Annotated in this window: 13 protein-coding genes; 11 read left to right on the top strand and 2 right to left on the bottom strand. The window is 63.1% G+C overall.

What is annotated here, in order from left to right; all coding sequences use genetic code 11:
• The first annotated feature begins 16 nt into the window (after nt 1-16).
• The 7 genes from H1D44_RS14435 to H1D44_RS14465 all read left to right on the top strand — a co-directional run bounded on the left by H1D44_RS14435 (nt 17) and on the right by H1D44_RS14465 (nt 11,077).
• Complete coding sequence (locus H1D44_RS14435) at nt 17-1,522, top strand: aldehyde dehydrogenase family protein (protein ID WP_181515560.1); 1,506 nt, start codon at nt 17-19, stop codon at nt 1,520-1,522.
• Complete coding sequence (locus H1D44_RS14440; protein WP_181515561.1) at nt 1,519-3,015, top strand: M81 family metallopeptidase; 1,497 nt, start codon at nt 1,519-1,521, stop codon at nt 3,013-3,015. The genes H1D44_RS14435 and H1D44_RS14440 overlap by 4 nt, the downstream gene beginning before the upstream one ends.
• A 15-nt stretch (nt 3,016-3,030) precedes the next feature.
• Entirely contained in the window at nt 3,031-4,416 is a 1,386-nt protein-coding gene (locus H1D44_RS14445; protein WP_181515562.1) for an aminotransferase, read from the top strand.
• 30 nt (nt 4,417-4,446) lie between these two features.
• The gene (locus H1D44_RS14450) at nt 4,447-5,955 is read left to right on the top strand and encodes a M81 family metallopeptidase (protein WP_181515563.1); all 1,509 of its coding nucleotides are present in this window, start codon (nt 4,447-4,449) and stop codon (nt 5,953-5,955) included.
• A complete protein-coding gene (locus tag H1D44_RS14455) occupies nt 5,952-6,818 on the top strand; it encodes an SIS domain-containing protein (RefSeq protein WP_181515564.1) in 867 nt (288 codons plus the stop codon). Before H1D44_RS14450 ends, H1D44_RS14455 begins: the two co-directional genes overlap by 4 nt.
• 9 nt (nt 6,819-6,827) lie before the next feature.
• A complete protein-coding gene (locus H1D44_RS14460; RefSeq protein WP_238984449.1) occupies nt 6,828-8,174 on the top strand; it encodes an aspartate aminotransferase family protein in 1,347 nt (448 codons plus the stop codon).
• Between the two features lie 329 nt (nt 8,175-8,503).
• Nucleotides 8,504-11,077, top strand: a complete 2,574-nt coding sequence (locus H1D44_RS14465; protein WP_181515565.1) for an EAL domain-containing protein — start codon at nt 8,504-8,506, stop codon at nt 11,075-11,077.
• Between the two features lie 85 nt (nt 11,078-11,162).
• Here the strand turns inward: H1D44_RS14465 and H1D44_RS14470 are convergent, their stop codons facing one another.
• Nucleotides 11,163-12,968 carry an ABC transporter ATP-binding protein gene (locus tag H1D44_RS14470; RefSeq protein WP_181515566.1) on the bottom strand — a complete coding sequence of 602 codons (1,806 nt, stop codon included), beginning with the start codon at nt 12,966-12,968 and terminating at the stop codon, nt 11,163-11,165.
• 125 nt (nt 12,969-13,093) lie between these two features.
• Nucleotides 13,094-14,128, bottom strand: a complete 1,035-nt coding sequence (locus H1D44_RS14475) for an extracellular solute-binding protein (protein WP_181515567.1) — start codon at nt 14,126-14,128, stop codon at nt 13,094-13,096.
• 197 nt (nt 14,129-14,325) lie between these two features.
• Between H1D44_RS14475 and H1D44_RS14480 the strand changes: the two genes are divergently transcribed.
• The 4 genes from H1D44_RS14480 (at nt 14,326) to H1D44_RS14495 (ending at nt 19,381) form a co-directional block, all read left to right on the top strand.
• Nucleotides 14,326-15,201: an AEC family transporter gene (locus H1D44_RS14480; RefSeq protein WP_181515568.1), complete on the top strand. Its 876-nt coding sequence runs from the start codon at nt 14,326-14,328 to the stop codon at nt 15,199-15,201.
• A 93-nt stretch (nt 15,202-15,294) separates the two neighbouring features.
• The gene (locus H1D44_RS14485; RefSeq protein WP_181515569.1) at nt 15,295-16,479 is read left to right on the top strand and encodes a PQQ-dependent sugar dehydrogenase; all 1,185 of its coding nucleotides are present in this window, start codon (nt 15,295-15,297) and stop codon (nt 16,477-16,479) included.
• Between the two features lie 65 nt (nt 16,480-16,544).
• Nucleotides 16,545-17,981 (top strand): sensor histidine kinase, encoded by a 1,437-nt coding sequence (locus H1D44_RS14490; protein WP_181515570.1) that lies wholly within the window; start codon nt 16,545-16,547, stop codon nt 17,979-17,981.
• A gap of 14 nt (nt 17,982-17,995) precedes the next feature.
• A complete protein-coding gene (locus tag H1D44_RS14495) occupies nt 17,996-19,381 on the top strand; it encodes a sigma 54-interacting transcriptional regulator (RefSeq protein WP_181515571.1) in 1,386 nt (461 codons plus the stop codon).
• Nucleotides 19,382-19,428 lie beyond the last annotated feature (47 nt).

The following is a 19,428-nucleotide window of genomic DNA, read 5'->3' on the forward strand; positions in this document are numbered from 1 at the left end:
GGAAAGAAGGCAAACCATGACCACTTCCGTTAGTGATACCTCTCTCAGCGAATGGCAAGCACGTGTCGGACAGCTCGAGTTCGAGCGTGATGCCTTCATCGACGGTGGCTTCGTGCCGTCAAACTCCGGACGACGCTTCGCCTCCTCCAACCCGGCCACTGGCGAAGTTCTGGTCGAGGTGGCTCGCTGTGATGGAGAAGATGTCGATGCTGCCGTAGCGGCGGCTCGCCGGGCCTTTCAGCAAGGCGACTGGTCACAGGCTTCCCCGGCACGGCGCAGGGACGTGCTGCTCAAGATCGCCGATATGCTTCAGGCCGAGGCGGATGCGTTCGCCCTCACGGAAACCCTGGATGTCGGCAAGCCGATCCGTGACAGTCTCACGGTAGATGTGCCGGCGGCGGAACGCTGCCTGCGCTGGTATGCCGAGGCCATCGATAAGGTCTACGGCGAGGTGGCCCCGACCGCTACCGGCACGCTTGCCACTGTGCGACGCGTTCCGGTCGGGGTGGTAGCCGCGGTGGTTCCCTGGAATTTTCCGCTGGTCATGGCGATGACCAAGCTGGCACCCGCCCTGGCGGCGGGAAACAGCGTCGTGATCAAGCCCGCCGAGCAGTCGCCCCTCTCTCTGCTGCGTTTCGCTCGTCTGGCCCAGCGCGCAGGGCTGCCGAAGGGCGTGCTCAATGTGGTGCCCGGCTTCGGCGAGGAGGCCGGCCAGGCACTTGGCCTGCACCCCGACGTACAGGCACTCAGTTTTACCGGCTCGACGGCGGTAGGCAAGGCGTTCCTGCGCTACGCCGGCGACTCCAACATGAAGAAGGTATCGCTTGAGTGCGGCGGCAAGTCAGCCAACATCGTGCTTGATGACTGCCCCGATATCGACGCCGCTGCCCGCGCGAGCGCCGCGGCGATCTTCTTCAATCAAGGCGAAATCTGCAATGCCGGTTCCCGCTTGATCGTCCAAAGCGGGATCAGGGAGCGCTTCCTCGAAGCACTGCTCGAGGCTGCCAGGGATTTCGCGCCTGGCAATCCACTCGATCCGGACACGCGCATGGGAGCGCTGATCTCGCCCGAGCACTGTCGTACGGTTTCGGGTTACGTCGATCGCGCCCGCCATCAGGGCGCCCGTGTGCTGATCGGGGGCGAACCCCTGACCGGCCTGACAGCAGAAACCTTCTACCCTCCCACCGTCCTCGATGAGGTTTCCAATCGCATGGAGATTGCCAGCGAGGAGATTTTCGGCCCTGTGCTGTGCGTGTTGACGGTGGAAACCGCCGAGGAGGCGGTGCAACTTGCCAACGACAGTCGCTATGGTCTGGCCGCGGCGGTATGGACTCGTGACCTCTCCACCGCATTCCGCATGGAGCAGGCTCTGGAAGCCGGCACCGTCTGGATCAATGCGATCCGTGCCGGCGACATGAGCGTGCCCTTCGGCGGCATGAAGGAGTCGGGGCTCGGCCGCGACAAGTCGCTGCATGCCTTCGACAACGTGACTCACCTGAAGTCCACTTGGGTGGCACTATGAGCCGGCAAGCCAGACGCGTGGCTATTGGCTGCGTGATGCATGAGACCAACAGCTTCAACCGGCGCGCCACCCGGCTGGAGGATTTCGGTACGCGCTACCTGCTGCGCGGCGAGGAGCTGTGGGACTTGGCGCACACCAATACCGAGATTGCCGGCTTCCTCGATGAGGCTCGGCAGCAGGGCTGGCAGACGGTGCCCCTGGTGGCCGCGACCTGCGCCCCTTCGGGGCCGCTGGCTCAGGAAGCGTGGAGCGAATTGCTGGCAGACCTGCTTGCCAGGCTGATGGCCGCAGCGCCTGTGGATGGCGTACTTCTCGGGCTGCATGGGGCCATGATGACCGAGAGCGAACCGGACGCCGAAGCCGTTCTGCTGGAGTCGATCCGGAACGCGGTAGGAGAAAACACTCCCATCGTGGCCACCCTGGACATGCATGCCAACGTCTCACCACGCATGGTGGCGGCAAGCGATGCTCTGGTTGCCTATCGCAGCTACCCACATGTCGACCAGTTCGATACGGGGCGGCGGGGCGCGCAGCTGCTGGCCGAGCGGCTTGAGGGCGCCACCTTCACCAGCGCGCTGCGCCAACCGGCTCTGCTGGATACGGCAGCACATGGCCGCACCTCGCCCCCAGGACCGATGAATGAGTTGCTGGCTGAGGCGGAGGCTTTCGAAGCGGAGCCCGGCATCGCCTGTGTCAGCCTGCAGATCGGTTTTCCCTGGAGCGATTTTCCCTATGCCGGGCCAAGCGTCGTGGTCAGTGGCAGCGACCCGCAGCGCTGTGCAGCCGTCGCCGACTTTTTCTCCCGTCGTTACGAAGCGCTCATTCACACCGTCGAACTTGACTACCCCGATGCCAAACAGGCGGTGGCCGAGGCCATGCGCGCTCCCGGAGAAGGCCCCGTGGTGCTGGCTGATTTTGCCGACAACCCCTCGGGGGGCGCTTATGGTGATTCGCCGATGCTGCTCCGCGCGTTGGTCGAAGCCAAGGCCACCCGTACCGTGTTCGCCACGCTGTGCGATGAGTGCAGCGTGGCCAGGGCCGAGGCACTGGGGGTGGGGGCACATGGCACGTTCACGCTGGGCGGCCGCTGGGCACCTGAGCTAACCCCGCCGATGGAAGTCGAAGCCGAAGTCGTGTGTCTCTCGGATGGCCTCTTCACTTGTGAAGGCCCGATGTGGACCGGTACGAGACAGTCACTGGGACCGAGCGCTCGGCTTCGTATCGGCGGTGTAGATGACATCGACGTCATCGTGACCAGTCGGGCTCTCGCCGTCACCGACCGCAACCTGCTCAGGCTCTTCGGTATCGAGCCCGCCAACGTGCGCCTGCTCGCACTCAAGAGCCGCAATCACTGCCGCGCCGCCTTCGCACCGCTGGCACAAAGTTACCAATTGGTGGACGCCGGTGGGATTGCCTCGATGCGTCTCGCCAGCCTGCCCTACCGGCAGTTACGGCGTCCGGTCTGGCCGCTTGACCCCATCGATCACGAATAACAACGAGGAAACCCCATGAATATGCCTTTTGCCGCCAGCGAAGCACTCAGGCAGCAAGACCTGGACCACCACCTTCACCCCTTTACCGATCACCGTCAGCTGGCCGCAGAGGGTGGGCCGCGCATCATCACTCATGGCGAAGGCGTATGGCTATGGGACACGCAGGGACGGAAGCTGCTCGACGGCATGGCCGGGCTATGGTGTGTCAATGTGGGCTATGGCCGCCATGAGCTAGGACGGGTGGCGCAGCGTCAGATAAACCGATTGCCCTACTACAATACGTTCTTCCAGACCAGCCACGAACCTGTCATTGAGCTCTCGGCCAAGCTGACCGGCCTCCTTCCCGAAGGGCTAGAGCATGTCTTTTTTGCCAACTCCGGCTCGGAGGCGAACGACACCGCTTTACGACTGGTGCGCCACTATTGGCAAGCGCTGGGGCAACCCGAGCGCCGTGTGATTGTCAGTCGCCGCCACGCTTACCATGGCAGCACTATCGCGGCGGCCAGCCTGGGCGGAATGAGCAGCATGCATGACATCCCGGGCGTTCCGATTCCCGACGTGGTCCATGTCGGGGCTCCCTACGCCTGGGAGAGCGGCAAGGCGATGGAGCAGGAGCACTTCGCCGAAGTGGCGGCACGTTGGGTGGAAGAGGCGATTCTTGCTGCCGGTCCGGAACGGGTTGCCGCCTTCATTGGCGAGCCCGTCATGGGGGCCGGCGGCGTGATTGTTCCGCCGGCCGGTTACTGGCAACGTGTGCAGGACATATGCCGGCGCTACGACATCCTGCTGATCTGCGATGAAGTGGTTTGCGGCTTCGGTAGAACCGGTAACTGGTTCGGTGCCCAGACTTTCGACATTCGCCCCGATATCGTGACCATGGCCAAGGGACTCTCTTCCGGCTACCAGCCGATCTCCGCCGTGGCGGTAGGCGAGCGAGTGGTCGCGCCCTTGCTCGAACGCCCCGGCCGCTTCCCCCATGGGTTTACCTATTCGGGGCACCCGGTCGCCGCGGCTGTAGCGCTGGAAAATCTCAACATCATCGAGCGCGAGGGCCTGGTCGAGCATGTACACGACACGGTAGGGCCTGCGCTGGCCACCGGGCTCGGCCGGCTGGCTGACCATGCGCTGGTCGGCGAAGTCAGGACGCTGGGCGCCATGGCTGCCGTGGAGCTCAACCCCGAAAATATGCCGGGAACCCGTGACCTGCCATCCGGTACCCTGGCGACGCGAGTACGCAACCTCTGCTTCGAACACGGGCTGGTCACCCGGGCAGTGCGGGATGGCCTGGTCTTTGCTCCCCCGCTGGTGATCACCACAGACGAGATCGCCACACTCGTCGATATTTTATCGAGCTGCCTGGATGAAGTGGCGGCACAGGTCGCTGAGCCGGCACATGCATGAGCCCATGGGACATGAAAAAGGAGCGGAGCAATGATAATTGGCGTTGCGCGTCTCTGGCATGAGGCCAACTCCTTTTCGTCGACGCGGGTCGGCCGTGAAGAGTTCCTGGCCCGTGAATGGCTTAAAGGCAGTGCCGCCATCGCGCACTACCGCGACACCTCCACGGAGCTGGGTGGTGCGATTGAGTGGGCAGCAGGGCGGGACGATGTCACCCTGGTTGTTTCACGCTGTGCCTCGGCGCCACCGGGCGGCCCGGTAGAGCAGGCCCTGCTTGACGCCATCATCGATGAAATCGTCAGCGATCCTAATTTCGACTCGGTGGATGGACTCTACTTGTCTCTCCATGGAGCCTGTAGCGGTACCGGGGATCTTGCGCCTGAGACGACCCTGCTGCAGCGGCTTAGGCAGCGGTTTCCCACCCTGCCCATCGCCGCCTCGTTCGATATGCACTGCTGCCCGACCGAGACCCTGGTCTCGGCCCTGAACGTGGCAACCGTCTATCGCACTTATCCGCATGTCGATATGGACCGAGCCGCCAAGCGCGCCCTCGACCTCTTGGCCATGAACGTGATGAGAGGCGTGCGCAGCCGGGTCCTCATGCACCGGATCGGGCGGGTACTACCCAGCTTCAACATGCGCACCGATGGTGACGGGCCAATGGCGGACATAGAAGCAGAGGCGCTGGCACTGGAACGCAAAGAGGGTGACGCGATCCTGGGCGTTTATCCCTATGCCAGCTTTGCCTATGCCGACTTGCCGGCAACCGATGCCGGCGCCCTGGTGACGACCACCGACGACGCCCGTGCCCAGCGGGTCGGCAATGCGCTTGCCCAGTACATGTTCTGCCGGCGTGCCGCATTTTGCCCGGCCCTGCCCTCGGCCGATGAGTGCCTGGCACGACAGCCTTGGTGCTCCGGGCGGCGAGTCGCCGTGCTCGACCCGGCTGACAACCCGCTCTCGGGCGGTATGGCCGATACCCCCGGGCTGCTCGCGGCCGCCCTGCGGCACGAACTGCCGCCAGGCTCGGTGCTGGCATTCTTCCATGACCCCGCCCTCGTTGCCCATCTTCACGAGCAGGGCGAAGGCACCCGGTTGAGCGTGACGCTGGGCGGACGCCACGATCGCCGCTTCGGCGAACCGGTGACTTGCCAGGTTGAGGTCGCTCTCCTGACGGCAGGCCGCTTCGTCAACAGTGGCCCCATGGAGCGAGGCGTGACCGTCGACCTGGGGCCCACCGCGGTCATCCGCACCGGCCCACTCAGCATCATCGTGACGTCGGTGTGCCAATCGCCCAACGACGCGGAGTATTTCCGCCTGCACGGTATGGATCCCGAAGAGATTCCCCTGCTGCTGGCGAAGGCCAAGAACCATTTTCGCGCCGCCCTGGGCAGCGCCTTCGACGAGATCCATCAGGTCGAAGTGGCAGGCCCGGCCATGGCGGATACCGCTGCCTTGCCGTATCGCAACCTGCCTCCGGCTCGTTTCGAGCTGGGAGAGCCGCTAGATACCACTACCAGCCGTACACGGAGCGAAGCGTGACACTCGAAGAACTGCAGGAACGAATGCTCGTCGAGATTCCAGCCATGCCGCGGCGGCTGACCGATGGGGCGCGTTACGTGCTCGACAACCCCGACGATGTGGTGATCTTCTCCATGCGCGACCTGGCGGGACGCGCCGGGGTGTCTCCAGCAACCCTGGTCAGGCTATCGCGACACCTGGGCTTCGCCAACTGGTCGGACATTCGCATGATTCATGCCGCTCACCTGCGTACGATGCCTGCCGCCTATGCGCGCAAGGCGTCCGCCGTACTGGCGCGGGAGGGCGAGAGCGAGCTATTGGCGGAAGCCTTCAAGTCGCACCTGGCCAATCTCGAACATACGGCATCGGTCAACTCGGCCGAGAGCTTTCATGAAGCGGCAGAACGCCTGGCTCGCGCCAACAGGGTCTACATTTCCGCTTTCATGAGCTGCCGAGGGCCGGGCCATACCTTCGCCTATCTCTGCCGCATGCTGCGCGACAATGTTTTTTTGCTGGGCAGTGAAGCCACCTCGCTGGTGACCGAGCTGTCGACGCTGCGTAGCGACGACGTGGTGCTGTCGATCAACTTCCAACCCTACAGCCGTGAGATCAACCATATCGCGGACACCGTCAAGCGTTCCGGGGCAGGCCTGATCTGCCTGTCGGACAGCCGGGGAACGCCGTTGACTCCCCACGCGGACACCGTGCTGCTCTTCTCACCCGAGAGTCCTTCCTTCTTCCCCTCGATCACCGCCGCGAATGCACTGGTCGAGAGCCTGGTGGTGGCGTTGCTGGCACATCTCGGCGATACGGCCTCGGAGCGTATCGCCCGGATCGAGCACGAACTATACGCCTCCGGCACCTACAACCACTTGAATGGATAGGGAATCGACGTGTTGACCTCAGCTTCCACCAGTCATGTCTTCCACCGGTTGGCTAACTCCGTTCCCCCGCTGGCCGTGGGTGCCTCGGGCATCGAGATCGTCGATTCGACGGGTAAACGCTACCTTGATGCCAGCGGAGGTGCCGCCGTGTCCTGCATCGGCCATGGCGAACCGCGCGTGGTCGAGGCCATTCGCCAGCAGGCCGCCGCACTGGACTACGCCCACAACGTATCCTTCACCAGCGAAGCGGCAGAAGAGCTGGCGGCTTTTCTGTGTCGCGCCACCCCGCTTGCCCTGGAAAAAGTGCAGTTCGTCGGCAGCGGCAGCGAGGCCGTTGAAGCCGCACTCAAGCTGGCACGACAGTTCCACATCGAGCGTGGTGACGCCGGTCGGCATGTCGTGATCTCACGCCTGCAGAGCTATCACGGTAATACGCTTGGAGCGCTGGCACGCGGAGGGAACGTTGCTCGCAGTCGGCCCTATGCGCCCATGATGGTCGAGTCGCCGCGTATCGAGCCCTGTTTCGAGTACCATCATCGCCGGCCGGATGAATCGCCCCTGGCCTATGGTCAGCGTGCCGCCGATGCGCTGGAGGAGGAGATCCTGAGAATTGGCTCGGACAAGGTCGCCGCCTTCATCGCTGAAACCGTGGTAGGTGCCACCAGTGGTGCCGTCCCACCTGCTCCAGGCTACTTCCAGCGCATCCGCGAGATCTGTGATCGCTATGGAATACTGCTGATCCTCGATGAAGTCATGTGTGGCGCCAGTCGCACGGGTCCCTTTCTCGCTTGTGAAACGGAAGGCATTCAGCCGGATATCGTCACCCTGGCCAAGGGGCTTGGCGGCGGCTACCAGTCGATTGCAGCTGTGATGTGCACCCGGCAAGTTCATCAGGCCTTTGCGGAAGGCAGCGGCAGGTTCGTGCATGGCCATACTTTCATGGCTCATCCAGTGGCCTGCGCCGCGGCTCTGGCAGTGCAGAAGGTGATCCAACAAGATGGACTCGCTCTCAACGTCGCACGTCAGGGAGAAACCCTGCACCATCTTCTCGAGGCTCGGCTCGGCCACCATCCCCATGTGGGCGACATACGTGGCCGTGGGTTGCTGCAGGCGATTGAGATGGTCGCCGACCGGAGTAGCAAGCAACCCTTTCCCAGTGCACGCGGACTTGCAGCAGCCGTGGACAGCGAATGCCGGGCCAGGGGGCTGATGGTCTACCCCGGCACGGGAACCGTGGATGGGGTGGCTGGCGACCATATCCTGCTAGCGCCTCCTTACAACGTCAGTCGTGAAGCGCTTCACCAGATTGTCGACCGGCTGGGTGACGCCGTGGAGACCGTGCTCGGCCGGACATGAGCGGCGCGACTGAAAAAAGCTGACCTTCCTGTCCCCACCGCTCTACGCTGCCCCCTGCGAGTGACCTCGAAGGGTCATGCCGACGACGCTTCCTTCCCCCGGGAAGAGAGGCTTTCGGTTCGAGCGCCTCTAGATACCCAACGAGGCGGTAGAGCGGCTCATGTGTCCCACAGGTAGAACCTGATTGTGAAAGGGGTTCCGGCTGATGGAGATCGATTGTCCTTTGGCCCCCATGGCCGGGTTGCCTGACCCGCTCCATTCCTGCACCATCGTGCTAACGTCCCTTAAGCCTCCTAACGGTCGGAGGAATGCGGCATGGAGGCATATGCGTGAACGACGATCTTCCCATGCTGGAGGCTCAGCACAAGATTCATGAGCTGATCGCCCGGCAGGCCCCGCTGGAGCAGACCCTGGATGCCATCGCCTACTGGATCGGCTTTCTGCTTCCCGATGCCGTCGTCGCCTTCATGCGCTTCGACCCTGTACGCTGTTCCCTCAGCCTGTATCCGAGCCGGCGCTTCTCGGATCGCTACTTCCAACGCCTGCAGGATGTCCCCATCGGCGCAGAAGTCGCCTCTTTCGGCACCGCTGCTTATTTCCGACGCCCGGTGATTACCGAAGACATCCAGACGGATCGGCGCTGGGAGGACTTCCGTACCGAAGCGCTTGCCGAAGGCCTGCACGCCTGCTGGTCCAGCCCTGTGCTAACGACTCAGGGCGAGCTGCTAGGCACGTTCGGTACCTATTATCGGGAGCCCAGGGCACCCTCTGAACTGAGCAAACGGCGCCTGCGCCAAGCCGCGGCACTTGTCGCCCTGGCCATCATCAAGGATCGTGACAGCCACCGGCACCGCACCTTGGCCGAGTGGCATCGCTCCCTGTTCGTGAATCATCCTGACGGCGTTTACGAGTTCGATCTCGATGGACGCTTCCAGCGCTGCAACAAGGCGCTGGAGCGGATTTCCGGCTACCCGGAGCAGGCTTTCATAGGCCGTCACTTCAGTGAATTCATCGACCCGGGCTATCGTGAGCTGACGCAAGCGGCCTTCGATGCCGCCATGGGCGGCGACTCCCGCCACTACGAATCGGTGGGGATCAATCCTGACGGCCAGGCCTTTCACCTGGAGGTCACGAACTTCCCGGTGATCGTCGAAGGCGAGATCGTCGGTGTCTACGGTATCTGCCGTGACATCACCCTGCGCAAGCAGCAAGAGGCAAGAATGCGACTGCTGCAGCGAGGCATCGAGACCAGCCCCAACGGGGTGATCATGGCCGAAGCCTCGCACGACATGCCGCTCGTCTACGTCAATGAGGCCTTCTGCCAGCTGACGGGCTATGCCCCTGAGGAAGCGATCGGCAGGAACTGTCGATTCCTGCAAGGCAACGAGACCAGCGCCGAGACCGTCCGGGCCATCCGACGAGCCTTGGCTGACTACACCAATGTGCAAGTCACGCTGCTCAATTACCGCAAGGATGGCACCCCCTTCTGGAACCGCCTGGCCGTCAGCCCCGTGTTCGACGATCACGGTCGCTGCACGCACTTCATCGGGATTCAGGAGGACATCACTCAGCAGCTGAGTCAGGAGGCCCAGATTGCCTATCAGGCCACCCATGACCTGCTCACCGACCTCCCCAATCAGACGGCGCTGGAGGATCGGCTGGAGGACGCGTTTCGACTGTGCCGAAAAACCCAGCGCTTGCTGGGGATGATTTATCTGGACCTGGACGGGTTCAAGGCCATCAATGATGGCCTGGGGCACCCCGTGGGAAACCAGCTGCTGGTGGCCGTTGCCGACCGCCTGCGCCAATTGCTCGCCCCCGGCGACACCCTGGCTCGCCTTACCGGGGACGAATTCGTCTTTCTCCTGCCTGACCTCACGGCTCGCGAGGAAGTGGCTGCTGCCGCTGAGCGTATCCTTGCGGTTCTGGAGCACCCTTTTGAGGTCGATAATCGACCCTTGCACATCAGTGCCAGTATCGGTGTCGTCTGCAGCGACAAGGGAATCGAACAGGCACATGAGCTTCTCCAGCATGCCGACCTGGCCATGGAAGCGGCCAAGCGGCAGGGCCGCAATACCTGGCAATGGTACCGAGGTGAGGAAAGACGCAACGTCAACGAGCACGTACTGCTGCGCTATGACATCCACAGCGCACTGCGTGGGAATGAATTCGAACTCTACTACCAGCCGATCGTCGATGCCGCCAGCGGCGAGATCCGCAGCGTCGAAGCCCTGGTCAGGTGGCACCATCCGCGCCATGGCCTGGTGTCTCCCGGGATATTCATTCCCCTTGCCGAGCAGACCGGCCAGATCATCCCCCTGGGGCGCTGGGTGCTGCAACAGGCCTGTCAGGACCTTGCCGACTTGCAGGCCAGGGGCGAGCGAGTGTTCCCGGTGGCGGTCAACATCTCGTCATTGCAGTTTCACCGTGACGGCTTCCTCACCGAAGTTCAACAAATGCTGGACAATACAGGCCTTCCGCCGGAACTCCTCGAACTGGAGGTGACCGAGAGCATCCTGCTGCAGGGTGCCGAACATGCCATCGAAATGATCCGCACGCTGCGCGGGATGCGCATCGCGGTGTCGATCGATGATTTCGGTACCGGCTTCTCCAGCCTCAGCTACCTGCGCGACCTGCCCATTCACAAGATCAAGCTGGATCGCGCCTTCATTCGAGACATTCTTACCGATCAGCGCAATGCCGGCCTGGTGCAGGGCATCATTACCATGGCCCATCACATGAACCTGGCCGTCGTCGCCGAAGGGGTCGAGAGCCGCGCCCAGCAGCAAGACCTGATCGCTCGCCACTGTGACCTGCTGCAGGGCTTCTACTTTGCCAGACCCATGCCCCTGGACAATCTCCTGGGGCTACCTGATAGCCTGCCGGCAGCTCCTGTCGCCTAACCTGGGCTGGACGACTTCCAGGGTCTCCTGTGTATCTAGCCGGGCCATGGCGAAGCCAGGCAGCCCTGGCCTCGCGGGTTGCACCTCAGGTCAGCGCCGCGCTCTCCTCCAGCGCACCGGTCTGGACCTTCCACTGGGCGGTGTAGCGGCCACCGCTGTCGAGCAGTTCAGCATGGGTGCCCTGCTCCACGACCCGACCGCCATCGATGACCACAATTTCGTCGGCGTGGACGATGGTGGAGAGGCGGTGGGCAATCATGATCACCGTGCGGCCGTGGCCGATCTTGGCCAGCGAGCGCTGGATGGCGGCTTCGGTTTCGTTGTCCACTGCGCTGGTGGCTTCGTCGAGCACCAGGATCGGCGGGTCCTTGAGCAGTGCCCGAGCCAGAGATAGCCGCTGGCGCTGCCCGCCGGATAGGCGCACGCCGCGTTCGCCCACAGGGGTGTCGAGCCCATGCGGCAGCGCCTGGATGAACTCCCACGCCTCGGCGGTACGTGCCGCCTCGATGACATCCGCCTCACTGGCGTCGGGCCGGCCGTAGGCGATGTTGTCGCGGATCGAGCCCTCGAACAGATAGACGTCCTGGCTCACCAGGCCAATGGCCTGGCGCAGCGATTCGAGGCTGACCTCGGCGATCGGCTGGCCATCGATGCGCACCTCACCGGCCGAGGGGTCATAGAAGCGCAGCAGCAGCTTCATCAGGGTCGACTTGCCGGAGCCGGTGGCGCCCACCAGGGCCAGGGTGTTGCCGGCGGGAACGTGCAGGCTGATGCCATCGACGCCGACACCGCTCGTCGCGTAGCGGAAGCTCACCGCTTCGAAGCTGACCTCACCGCGCACCGGCTCGGCCAGCGGCTTGCCTTCGTTGTCTTTCACCGTGATCGGCACCGCGAGCAGATCGAGGATGCGCCGCGTGCTGGCCATGGCTCGCTCGAACAGGTCGATCACCTCGGCCAGGCCCGTGAGCGGCCACAGCAGGCGCTGGGTGAGGAACACCAGCACACCGTAGGCGCCCACGTTGAGGTCGCCACGCAGTGCCAGCATGCCGCCCACGGTGAAAGTGGCCAGGAAGCCGGCCAGGATCGCCATGCGGATCACCGGAATGAAGGCGGAGCTGACGCGGATGGCGCGGCGGTTGGCTTCTACGTAGGCCTCGCTGACTCGGCGCAGCCGCTCGGCCTCGCGTGCCTCGCTGGTAAAGCTCTTGATGGTGGCGATGCCGGAGAGGTTGTTGGAGAGCCGGCTGGCGAGATCGCCCACCTTCTCGCGCACGTCGGCGTAGAGCGGCCCCGCCTTGCGCTGAAAGAAGAAGGCGCCCCAGATGATCAGCGGGATCGGCGTGAAGGCGAGCAGCGCAATCAGCGGTGAGATGATGAAGAACACCGCCCCCACCGCCACCACGGTGACGCCGACCTGGATCAGCGAGTTGGCGCCGCCGTCGAGGAAGCGCTCGAGCTGGTTGACGTCATCGTTCATGGTGGCCACCAGCTGGCCCGAACTCTTCGATTCGAAATAGGCCATGTCGAGGCGCTGGGCGTGCTCGTAGGTATCCAGGCGCATGTCAGCCTGGAGCCGCTGGGCCAGGTTGCGCCACAGGATCTTGTAGAGATATTCGAAGATCGACTCACCGGCCCAGATGAAGAAGGTCAGCACGGCCAGCACCAGGATCTGCTCCTGAGGCGTAGTGAAGCCGAGCCGGGCGACGAAGCTGCGCTCCTGGTTGACCACCACGTCGATGGCCACGCCGATCAGAATCTCCGGTGCGATGTCGAAGATCTTGTTGATCACCGAGCAGGTAGTGGCGGCAACGATGCGGCGTCGGTAGCCGCGCGCGTAGCGCAGCAGGCGCACCAGGGCCTGGAAGCTGTTGGCGGAGGCGTTGGCGGACATGAGAGATTCCTGACAAATAAGCCTTGAAGCTTAACGGCTTCGTGCCGCTTGCACCAAGGCGAAGCCGGGCCCGATCGCATCGGGCCCGGCATCAGGCTGAAGGGAAGCGCTACTGCGGAAGCGGGTTACTGCCAGTTCACTCTTTCGAGCAGCGTACGGGCCGCCTCGGCGTGCTCGCCCAACTCGCTCATGGATGCAGGATCCATGCGCGCTGTGCCCAATCGTCGCTGTGCATTTGCTTCACCCACCTCAGCAACGACAGGGTAGAAAATGCCTGCGGCGACGTCTTGCTGTATCTCGTCTCCCGCCGTGTGCTCGAGGAAGCGCAAGGCTGCTTCGGCGCGGGGCGTGCCGCGGGCCATACCAAACCCGGCCACGTTACGGTAGGCACCGCGACCGGCAAGGCCGTCTCCCTCCTGGTTGGGCCAGACAAGCTCGAGCTGCTCGGCCAGGACCCTCTCTGCTTCATCATCGGACTCTAGCATGCGCAGGTAGTAGTAATGGTTGGCCACGGTCACGGCGCAGTCGCCTGGCTCGGCCACCGCACGAAGCAGCTCGCCGTCACGGCCGCCGGTAGGCTGGGCCAGATTGGCCACCAGTGCTTTCGCCCAGCGCTCGGCCTCGGTTTCACCATGATGCAGGATCATCGAACTCACCAGTGAAACGTTGTAGGGCGAGCGGCCACTGCCCAGACACAGCTCGCCGGTTAGACGCTCGTCCGCCAGCGCCTCGTAGCTCTGCGGCGTCCAATCGATCTTATCGGGATTGACGTAAATGACGCGGGCCCGCGTGGCATAACCGCTCCAACCTGCCTCGAGGTTGCGCAGCGCCTCCGGCACCCGTGTTTCGATCCACTCCGACTCGAACGGCTGAAACCCGCCTGCTTCCAGCTGAGCTTGGATATTGCTGCTGTCGACCACCATGATGACGTCCACCGGCGGTTCGCCCTCAGTTGCCATGGCCGCGTTGAGTTCATCCGGAGAGAGCATTACCAGCTCGACGGGGATACCGGTAGCTTCGGTGAAGGCAGTGAAAAGCGGCGCCTGAGGATCGTCCAGGCGGGGTCCCGTTATCCTCAACGGCTCGTTGGCCATGGCGATGGGGGTGGCCAGCAAGGTAAACGTCAGCGGCAAGAGGGTGCGGTGAAGCGAAGTCGGCATCGGTGGTGGCTTCCGGTATTGATCTAGACCGGGCGGAAATCGCCTCGGCATGACAAGTAATGATAATCATTGGCAAACATAGACACACCAGTCTAGCCGACAACGTTATGTTCGACGTCGGGCAACGCGGGGCGAACTTGCATCACCTCATCACTCTTCACGACAATACTGAGCTTTCTCACCGTCAAGGATGACCGATGCTCGCCGACCTATTTGCCGTGATGGCTCCTGTACTGGCCGGCGCTGGCCTCGGCTTTACCTGGATTCGCCTGGGACACCCCTACCCCGTCGACTTTGTCACCCGCCTGGTCTTCAACATCGGGACGCCGGCACTGGTCATCGCCTCCCTCACCGGTGCTGAGATCGATGCCGACAGCTTTGGGCGCACCATGCTGGCCACCGCACTGGTGATGATCTGCATGGGAGCCGCTACCTTCGCCATGGCGCGCCTGCTCAAGCGCGACTGGCGGGTACTGTTGGCCCCCATGATGTATCCCAATACCGGCAACATGGGCCTGCCCGTCGTTCTCTATGCCTTCGGCAGCGCCGGTTTTGCCTTTGGCATCACGATAATGGTGACCGTCTCGCTTTTTCAGTTCACCCTCGGCGCCATCTTTGCCAGCACCGGCAATCCGTTGAGAACTTTGGTCAGGACTCCGACGGTTTACGCTATCCTGATTGCACTGGCCCTGCTGCTGACAGACACCGAGCTGCCGCTGTGGCTGGCCAATAGCGTGGACCTGATCTCGGGCTTCACCGTGCCACTGATGCTGATCACGCTGGGCGTCTCGCTGGCCAGCATCAAGGTCAGCAACCTGAAGTCGGGTATCGGCTTCAGCGTGCTGAGGCTTCCCGTTGCCGCCCTGTTGGCCTGGGGCATCGGTATGCTGGTTGGCCTGCCGCCCTTGGCACTCGGCATCCTGATACTGCAGATGAGCATGCCGGTGGCGGTGTTCAACTACCTGTTCGCTCAGCGCGCCAAGCGCGAACCGGAGTATGTGGCGAGCCTGGTGTTCTGCTCCACATTACTCGCCCTGATCTATCTGCCAGTGTTGCTGGCTATCCTGATGTAGCTGCGTGCAGGATCGGGCAGGTGAAGGGAACACCTGAGCCGCCCAGGAGTCTCTACCTGATGGGGCGGTATCCAATTGCAAGGGAGAATTATCATGCATGATGCAGGCAAGCGGCTGGCTCTTCCCCTGCTGACAGGCCTTATCGGCAGCCTCGGCATGGCCCAGGCCGCAGAGGTAGTCGAAGAGCGCATCGCCACCGAGCACTTCGATCTACGTCTGGAGCGCATCGCCGAGGGCCTCGAGAACCCTTGGTCCGTGGCCCAACTGCCTGATGGCCGATTCCTGGTCACCGAGCGGCCGGGACGCCTGGCGCTGGTCGATGAAGACGGTAGTCTGACTCACTTGGCCAATGTTCCCGAAGTGAGCGCCCGAGGCCAGGGCGGCTTGCTCGACGTGGTGCTGCATCCTCGCTACGGCGACGGCGAGCACGACTGGCTCTATTTCACCTGGAGCACTGGAAACCCCAGCATCCTGGCAAGGCTCACACGCGGACGAGCTGGGAATAATGGAACCGCCACTGCGCTTTCTCGCGGTCGCATACAAGAAGATGCCTTGGTGGAGGTAGAGCCACTCTTCGCGCAGGATCGCACCTCAGGCCCAGGGCGCCATTACGGCTCTCGTCTGGCATGGCTGCCCGACGGAACCCTGCTGATGAGCATCGGCGACCGCGGCAGCCAGCCGCCCCGCGCCCAGGACAAAGGCGACCATGCCGGCAGCGTGCTGCGCCTGACCGAGACCGGTGGCGTCCCGGACGACAACCCCTTCCTCGACGATGGCGACGCCCTCGACGAGCTCTTCAGCATCGGCAACCGCAATATCCAGGGCCTGGTCGTCACTCAGGCTGGCGAGATCTGGGCCACTGAGCACGGGCCACGGGGCGGCGATGAACTCAACCATATCGAAGCCGGCGAGAACTACGGCTGGCCTGAGGTCAGCCTGGGGCGCGATTACTCCACCGGCCAGCCCATCGGCGCCGATTCGCTGCCCGGCATGCGCGACCCAGTGCACGTCTTCGAAGGCACCCTGGCGCCATCCGGCCTGACCGAGGTCACCTCCGACAACTTCAACGAGTGGCAGGGAAACCTGCTTGCCGGCGGGTTGCGCAGCGAGCAGCTACACCGCCTGGTGCTGGAAAATGGCGAGCTTGTCGATAGCGAGGTCCTGCTCGACGGACAGATCGGCCGCATACGCGATGTCCGTGAGGGAGTGGACGGCTACCTCTACCTGGTCAACGATGAGTCGCAAGGCAGTCTCTATCGGCTGAGGCCAGTGGATTGATTTCGGGTCCGGCACCGGGCCGCCTGCCTGGCGCCGCTTTCGCCAAACGCCGTCCGCGAGTCGCCATGCGCCTACGCAACCTGATCCTTATCTCGGTCATCGCACCGCTGTTTCTCGTGCTGCTCATCTTCAGCCTGGTGGCCATCAAGTCACTGGAGGAAAATGTCAGCACACGCCTGGAGCGTGAAGTCCAGGTAATCACCAATGTCATCGGCACCACCTTGAGCCACGCCATGGCTCGAGATGCGACCGAGCCACTCGAGGAGTCGCTCTACTCGGCGTTCTCCTTTCACCGCATCTATGGCGCCTATGTCTTCGACGCCAGCGGGCGCGAAATCTACGGGCTGGGCCTGGGCCAGGCCCTGTTCAGCCCACAGACCATTCGTGAGGTAGCCGAGCAGGGTGAAATGCGTTCGGCATACCGCGAACACGAGGGCTGGCATTACTACTCGGTGCTCAAACCGCTGCTCTCCCCCACCGGCGAGGTCCAGGGAGTCTTGCAGGTCAACCGGCTGAATACCGGCATCGAGAACTATACCGGCTTCCTCAGCCAGTTGGCCCTGCTGGCCTTCGTCGTGGGGGCCGCCGGCATCGTCTTTGGCATCTGGTGGGGTTTTCGGCGTCATATCGAGCGCCCGCTGGAGCGCATCCTCAGCGTCATGCAGCGCGTCGAGGCTGGCGACCGAGAGCAGCGCGCCGAGGCCGAAGGCCCTCAGGAGTACGGTCGCCTGGCCGTGGCGCTGAACGGGATGTTGGATGCCATGGCCGAGAAGGATGCCGACATCGAGGCACGCAGGCGCAAGGAGATCGAACTGGAAAAACGTCTGCGCAAGTCGAAAAAACTTGCCGAGCTTGGCGTGCTCGCTGCCGGGGTCGCACATGAGATCGGCGCACCGCTCACGGTGATCAACGGCCAGGCCCAGCGGTTGGCGCGACGCGATACTCTCAGCGATGCCGACCGAGCCAAGCTCGGGCGCATTCGCGGTGAAGTGGAGCGTATCGTCGAAATCGTGCGCCAGCTGATGGAGCTGGGGCGACGCCACAACGTCGAGAAGGAGCCCCTCGATCTGGCAGAACTGATCCAGACTTCACACGAGCTGGTTGAAGAGGACTTCGAGCGCAACGCCATTCGGCTGGAGCTCGAGCTCCCCTCGTCCAGCTCCCCTTTGCTGGCCAATGGACAGCAATTGATCCAGGTCTTGACCAACCTTCTGCGCAACGCAGCACAGGCCGGAGTGAAGCGGGTGCGCATCCACACCCGGGAAGCAGACGGCTGGTTGACTTTGTTGATTGAAGATGACGGACCGGGCATTCCCGACGAGGCCAAGTCGAAGGTCTTTGACCCCTTCTACACCACCAAGCCAGTCGGCCAGGGCAGCGGTCTGGGGCTTTCGATGGTACACCGGATCATCAACGATCATGGCGGCACCATCGGGGTGTTCGACAGCGGACTGGGGGGGGCCGGATTCGAGATCGGCCTGCCGCTGAACGATACGGATTAAGGAGGAAATGGCACGTGACAGGGAGCTACAGCCACACCGAATTTCCCATCCTCGTGGTCGAGGATGACGCCGCTATCCTGGAACTGCTCGAAGAGGAGCTCCAGGAAGCCGGCTATAAGACGCTCGGCGTAGGCAGCGCAGAAGATGCCCTGGTCACCCTGAGCCACAGTGAAGTGGCCCTGGTGATCAGTGACGTGCGCCTACCCGGCATGACGGGGATGCAGCTGCTCGAGCAGCTGCGCCATGAGGGCAGTCGCCTGGGCTTTATCGTGATTACCGCTTTCGGCACGATCGATCAGGCGGTCGAGGCGCTCAAGATCGGTGCCGACGACTTCCTCACCAAGCCGCTGGATCTGGAAAGCGTCGGCGAAGCGGTATTCCGCGTACTGGAGAACCGACGCCTGGCAGAGCGCTTCCAGCAGGACCAGCCGCCGGGGCACTTCCATGGCATCGTTGGAGAGAGCGAAACGATGCAGGCTCTTTTCCACGATGCTGCCCGGCTGGCCAAGAGCGATGCTCCTATCCTTATTCTGGGCGAGAGCGGCACCGGGAAGGAGCTACTGGCACGGGCCATCCATGCCGAAAGCCCACGCTCCGGCGAGCCCTTCATCGCCATCAATTGCGCAAGCATTCCGTCGGAGCTGATGGAGAGCGAGTTTTTCGGCCATGTGAAAGGCGCCTTCACCGGTGCCAGCGATTCACGCCAGGGCTTGTTCCAGGCGGCCAATGGCGGCAGCCTCTTCCTCGACGAAATCGGCGAAATGTCGCCAGGGCTGCAGGCCAAGCTGTTGCGCGCCCTGCAGGAGAAGAGGGTCAAGGCGGTGGGTGCCGAAAAGGAGGAGGCGGTTGACGTTCGCATCATCGCCGCGACGCACCGTGACCTGGAACAGGAGATCGAAGGGGGCAATTTCCGCAGCGATCTCTTCTATCGGCTGGAAACGTTCTCGCTACGTATACCCCCGCTTCGCGAGCGACAGGGCGACATCGAGCGGCTGATCTCGGCCTTGATCGAAAAACACGCCGGGGCGCAGGGCAAGCAGATCGATCGCATCGAGCCCATGGCGCTTCAGACACTGCTCGAATACTCCTATCCGGGCAATGTGCGCGAACTCGAAAACGCCATCATGCGTGCTGTGACCCTGGCCGAGGAAGGCTTACTCAGTCACGCCGACCTGCCGGAGCGAATTCGCCAGCATGGTCAGGAACAACGCAGTGCGGTACATCAGCTTGGGGCAGGTAATGCCCTGGTAGCCAGCCAGCAAAGCTGGCCAAGCCTGGAAGAGGTAGAGAAGCGTTACATCCAGAAGGTGTTGGAAGCCACGGGAGGCAACAAGAGGCGCACTGCCGACATCCTCGGCATCGCCAGGCGTACGCTCTATCGGCGCCTGGAGGAGGAGTAGCGACACACTGCCCTTCCCCACTGCAGGTTCGCTGGTTAACAGCAATG

Source organism: Billgrantia kenyensis, from assembly GCF_013697085.1.
Taxonomy (GTDB): domain Bacteria; phylum Pseudomonadota; class Gammaproteobacteria; order Pseudomonadales; family Halomonadaceae; genus Halomonas; species Halomonas kenyensis.

Coding starts and splice junctions, on each gene's coding strand:
- H1D44_RS14435 (WP_181515560.1), top strand. CDS start 17: ATGACCACTTCCGTTAGTGATACCTCTCTCAGCGAATGGCAAGCACGT.
- H1D44_RS14440 (WP_181515561.1), top strand. CDS start 1,519: ATGAGCCGGCAAGCCAGACGCGTGGCTATTGGCTGCGTGATGCATGAG.
- H1D44_RS14445 (WP_181515562.1), top strand. CDS start 3,031: ATGAATATGCCTTTTGCCGCCAGCGAAGCACTCAGGCAGCAAGACCTG.
- H1D44_RS14450 (WP_181515563.1), top strand. CDS start 4,447: ATGATAATTGGCGTTGCGCGTCTCTGGCATGAGGCCAACTCCTTTTCG.
- H1D44_RS14470 (WP_181515566.1), bottom strand. CDS start 12,968: ATGTCCGCCAACGCCTCCGCCAACAGCTTCCAGGCCCTGGTGCGCCTG.
- H1D44_RS14475 (WP_181515567.1), bottom strand. CDS start 14,128: ATGCCGACTTCGCTTCACCGCACCCTCTTGCCGCTGACGTTTACCTTG.
- H1D44_RS14480 (WP_181515568.1), top strand. CDS start 14,326: ATGCTCGCCGACCTATTTGCCGTGATGGCTCCTGTACTGGCCGGCGCT.
- H1D44_RS14485 (WP_181515569.1), top strand. CDS start 15,295: ATGCATGATGCAGGCAAGCGGCTGGCTCTTCCCCTGCTGACAGGCCTT.
- H1D44_RS14490 (WP_181515570.1), top strand. CDS start 16,545: ATGCGCCTACGCAACCTGATCCTTATCTCGGTCATCGCACCGCTGTTT.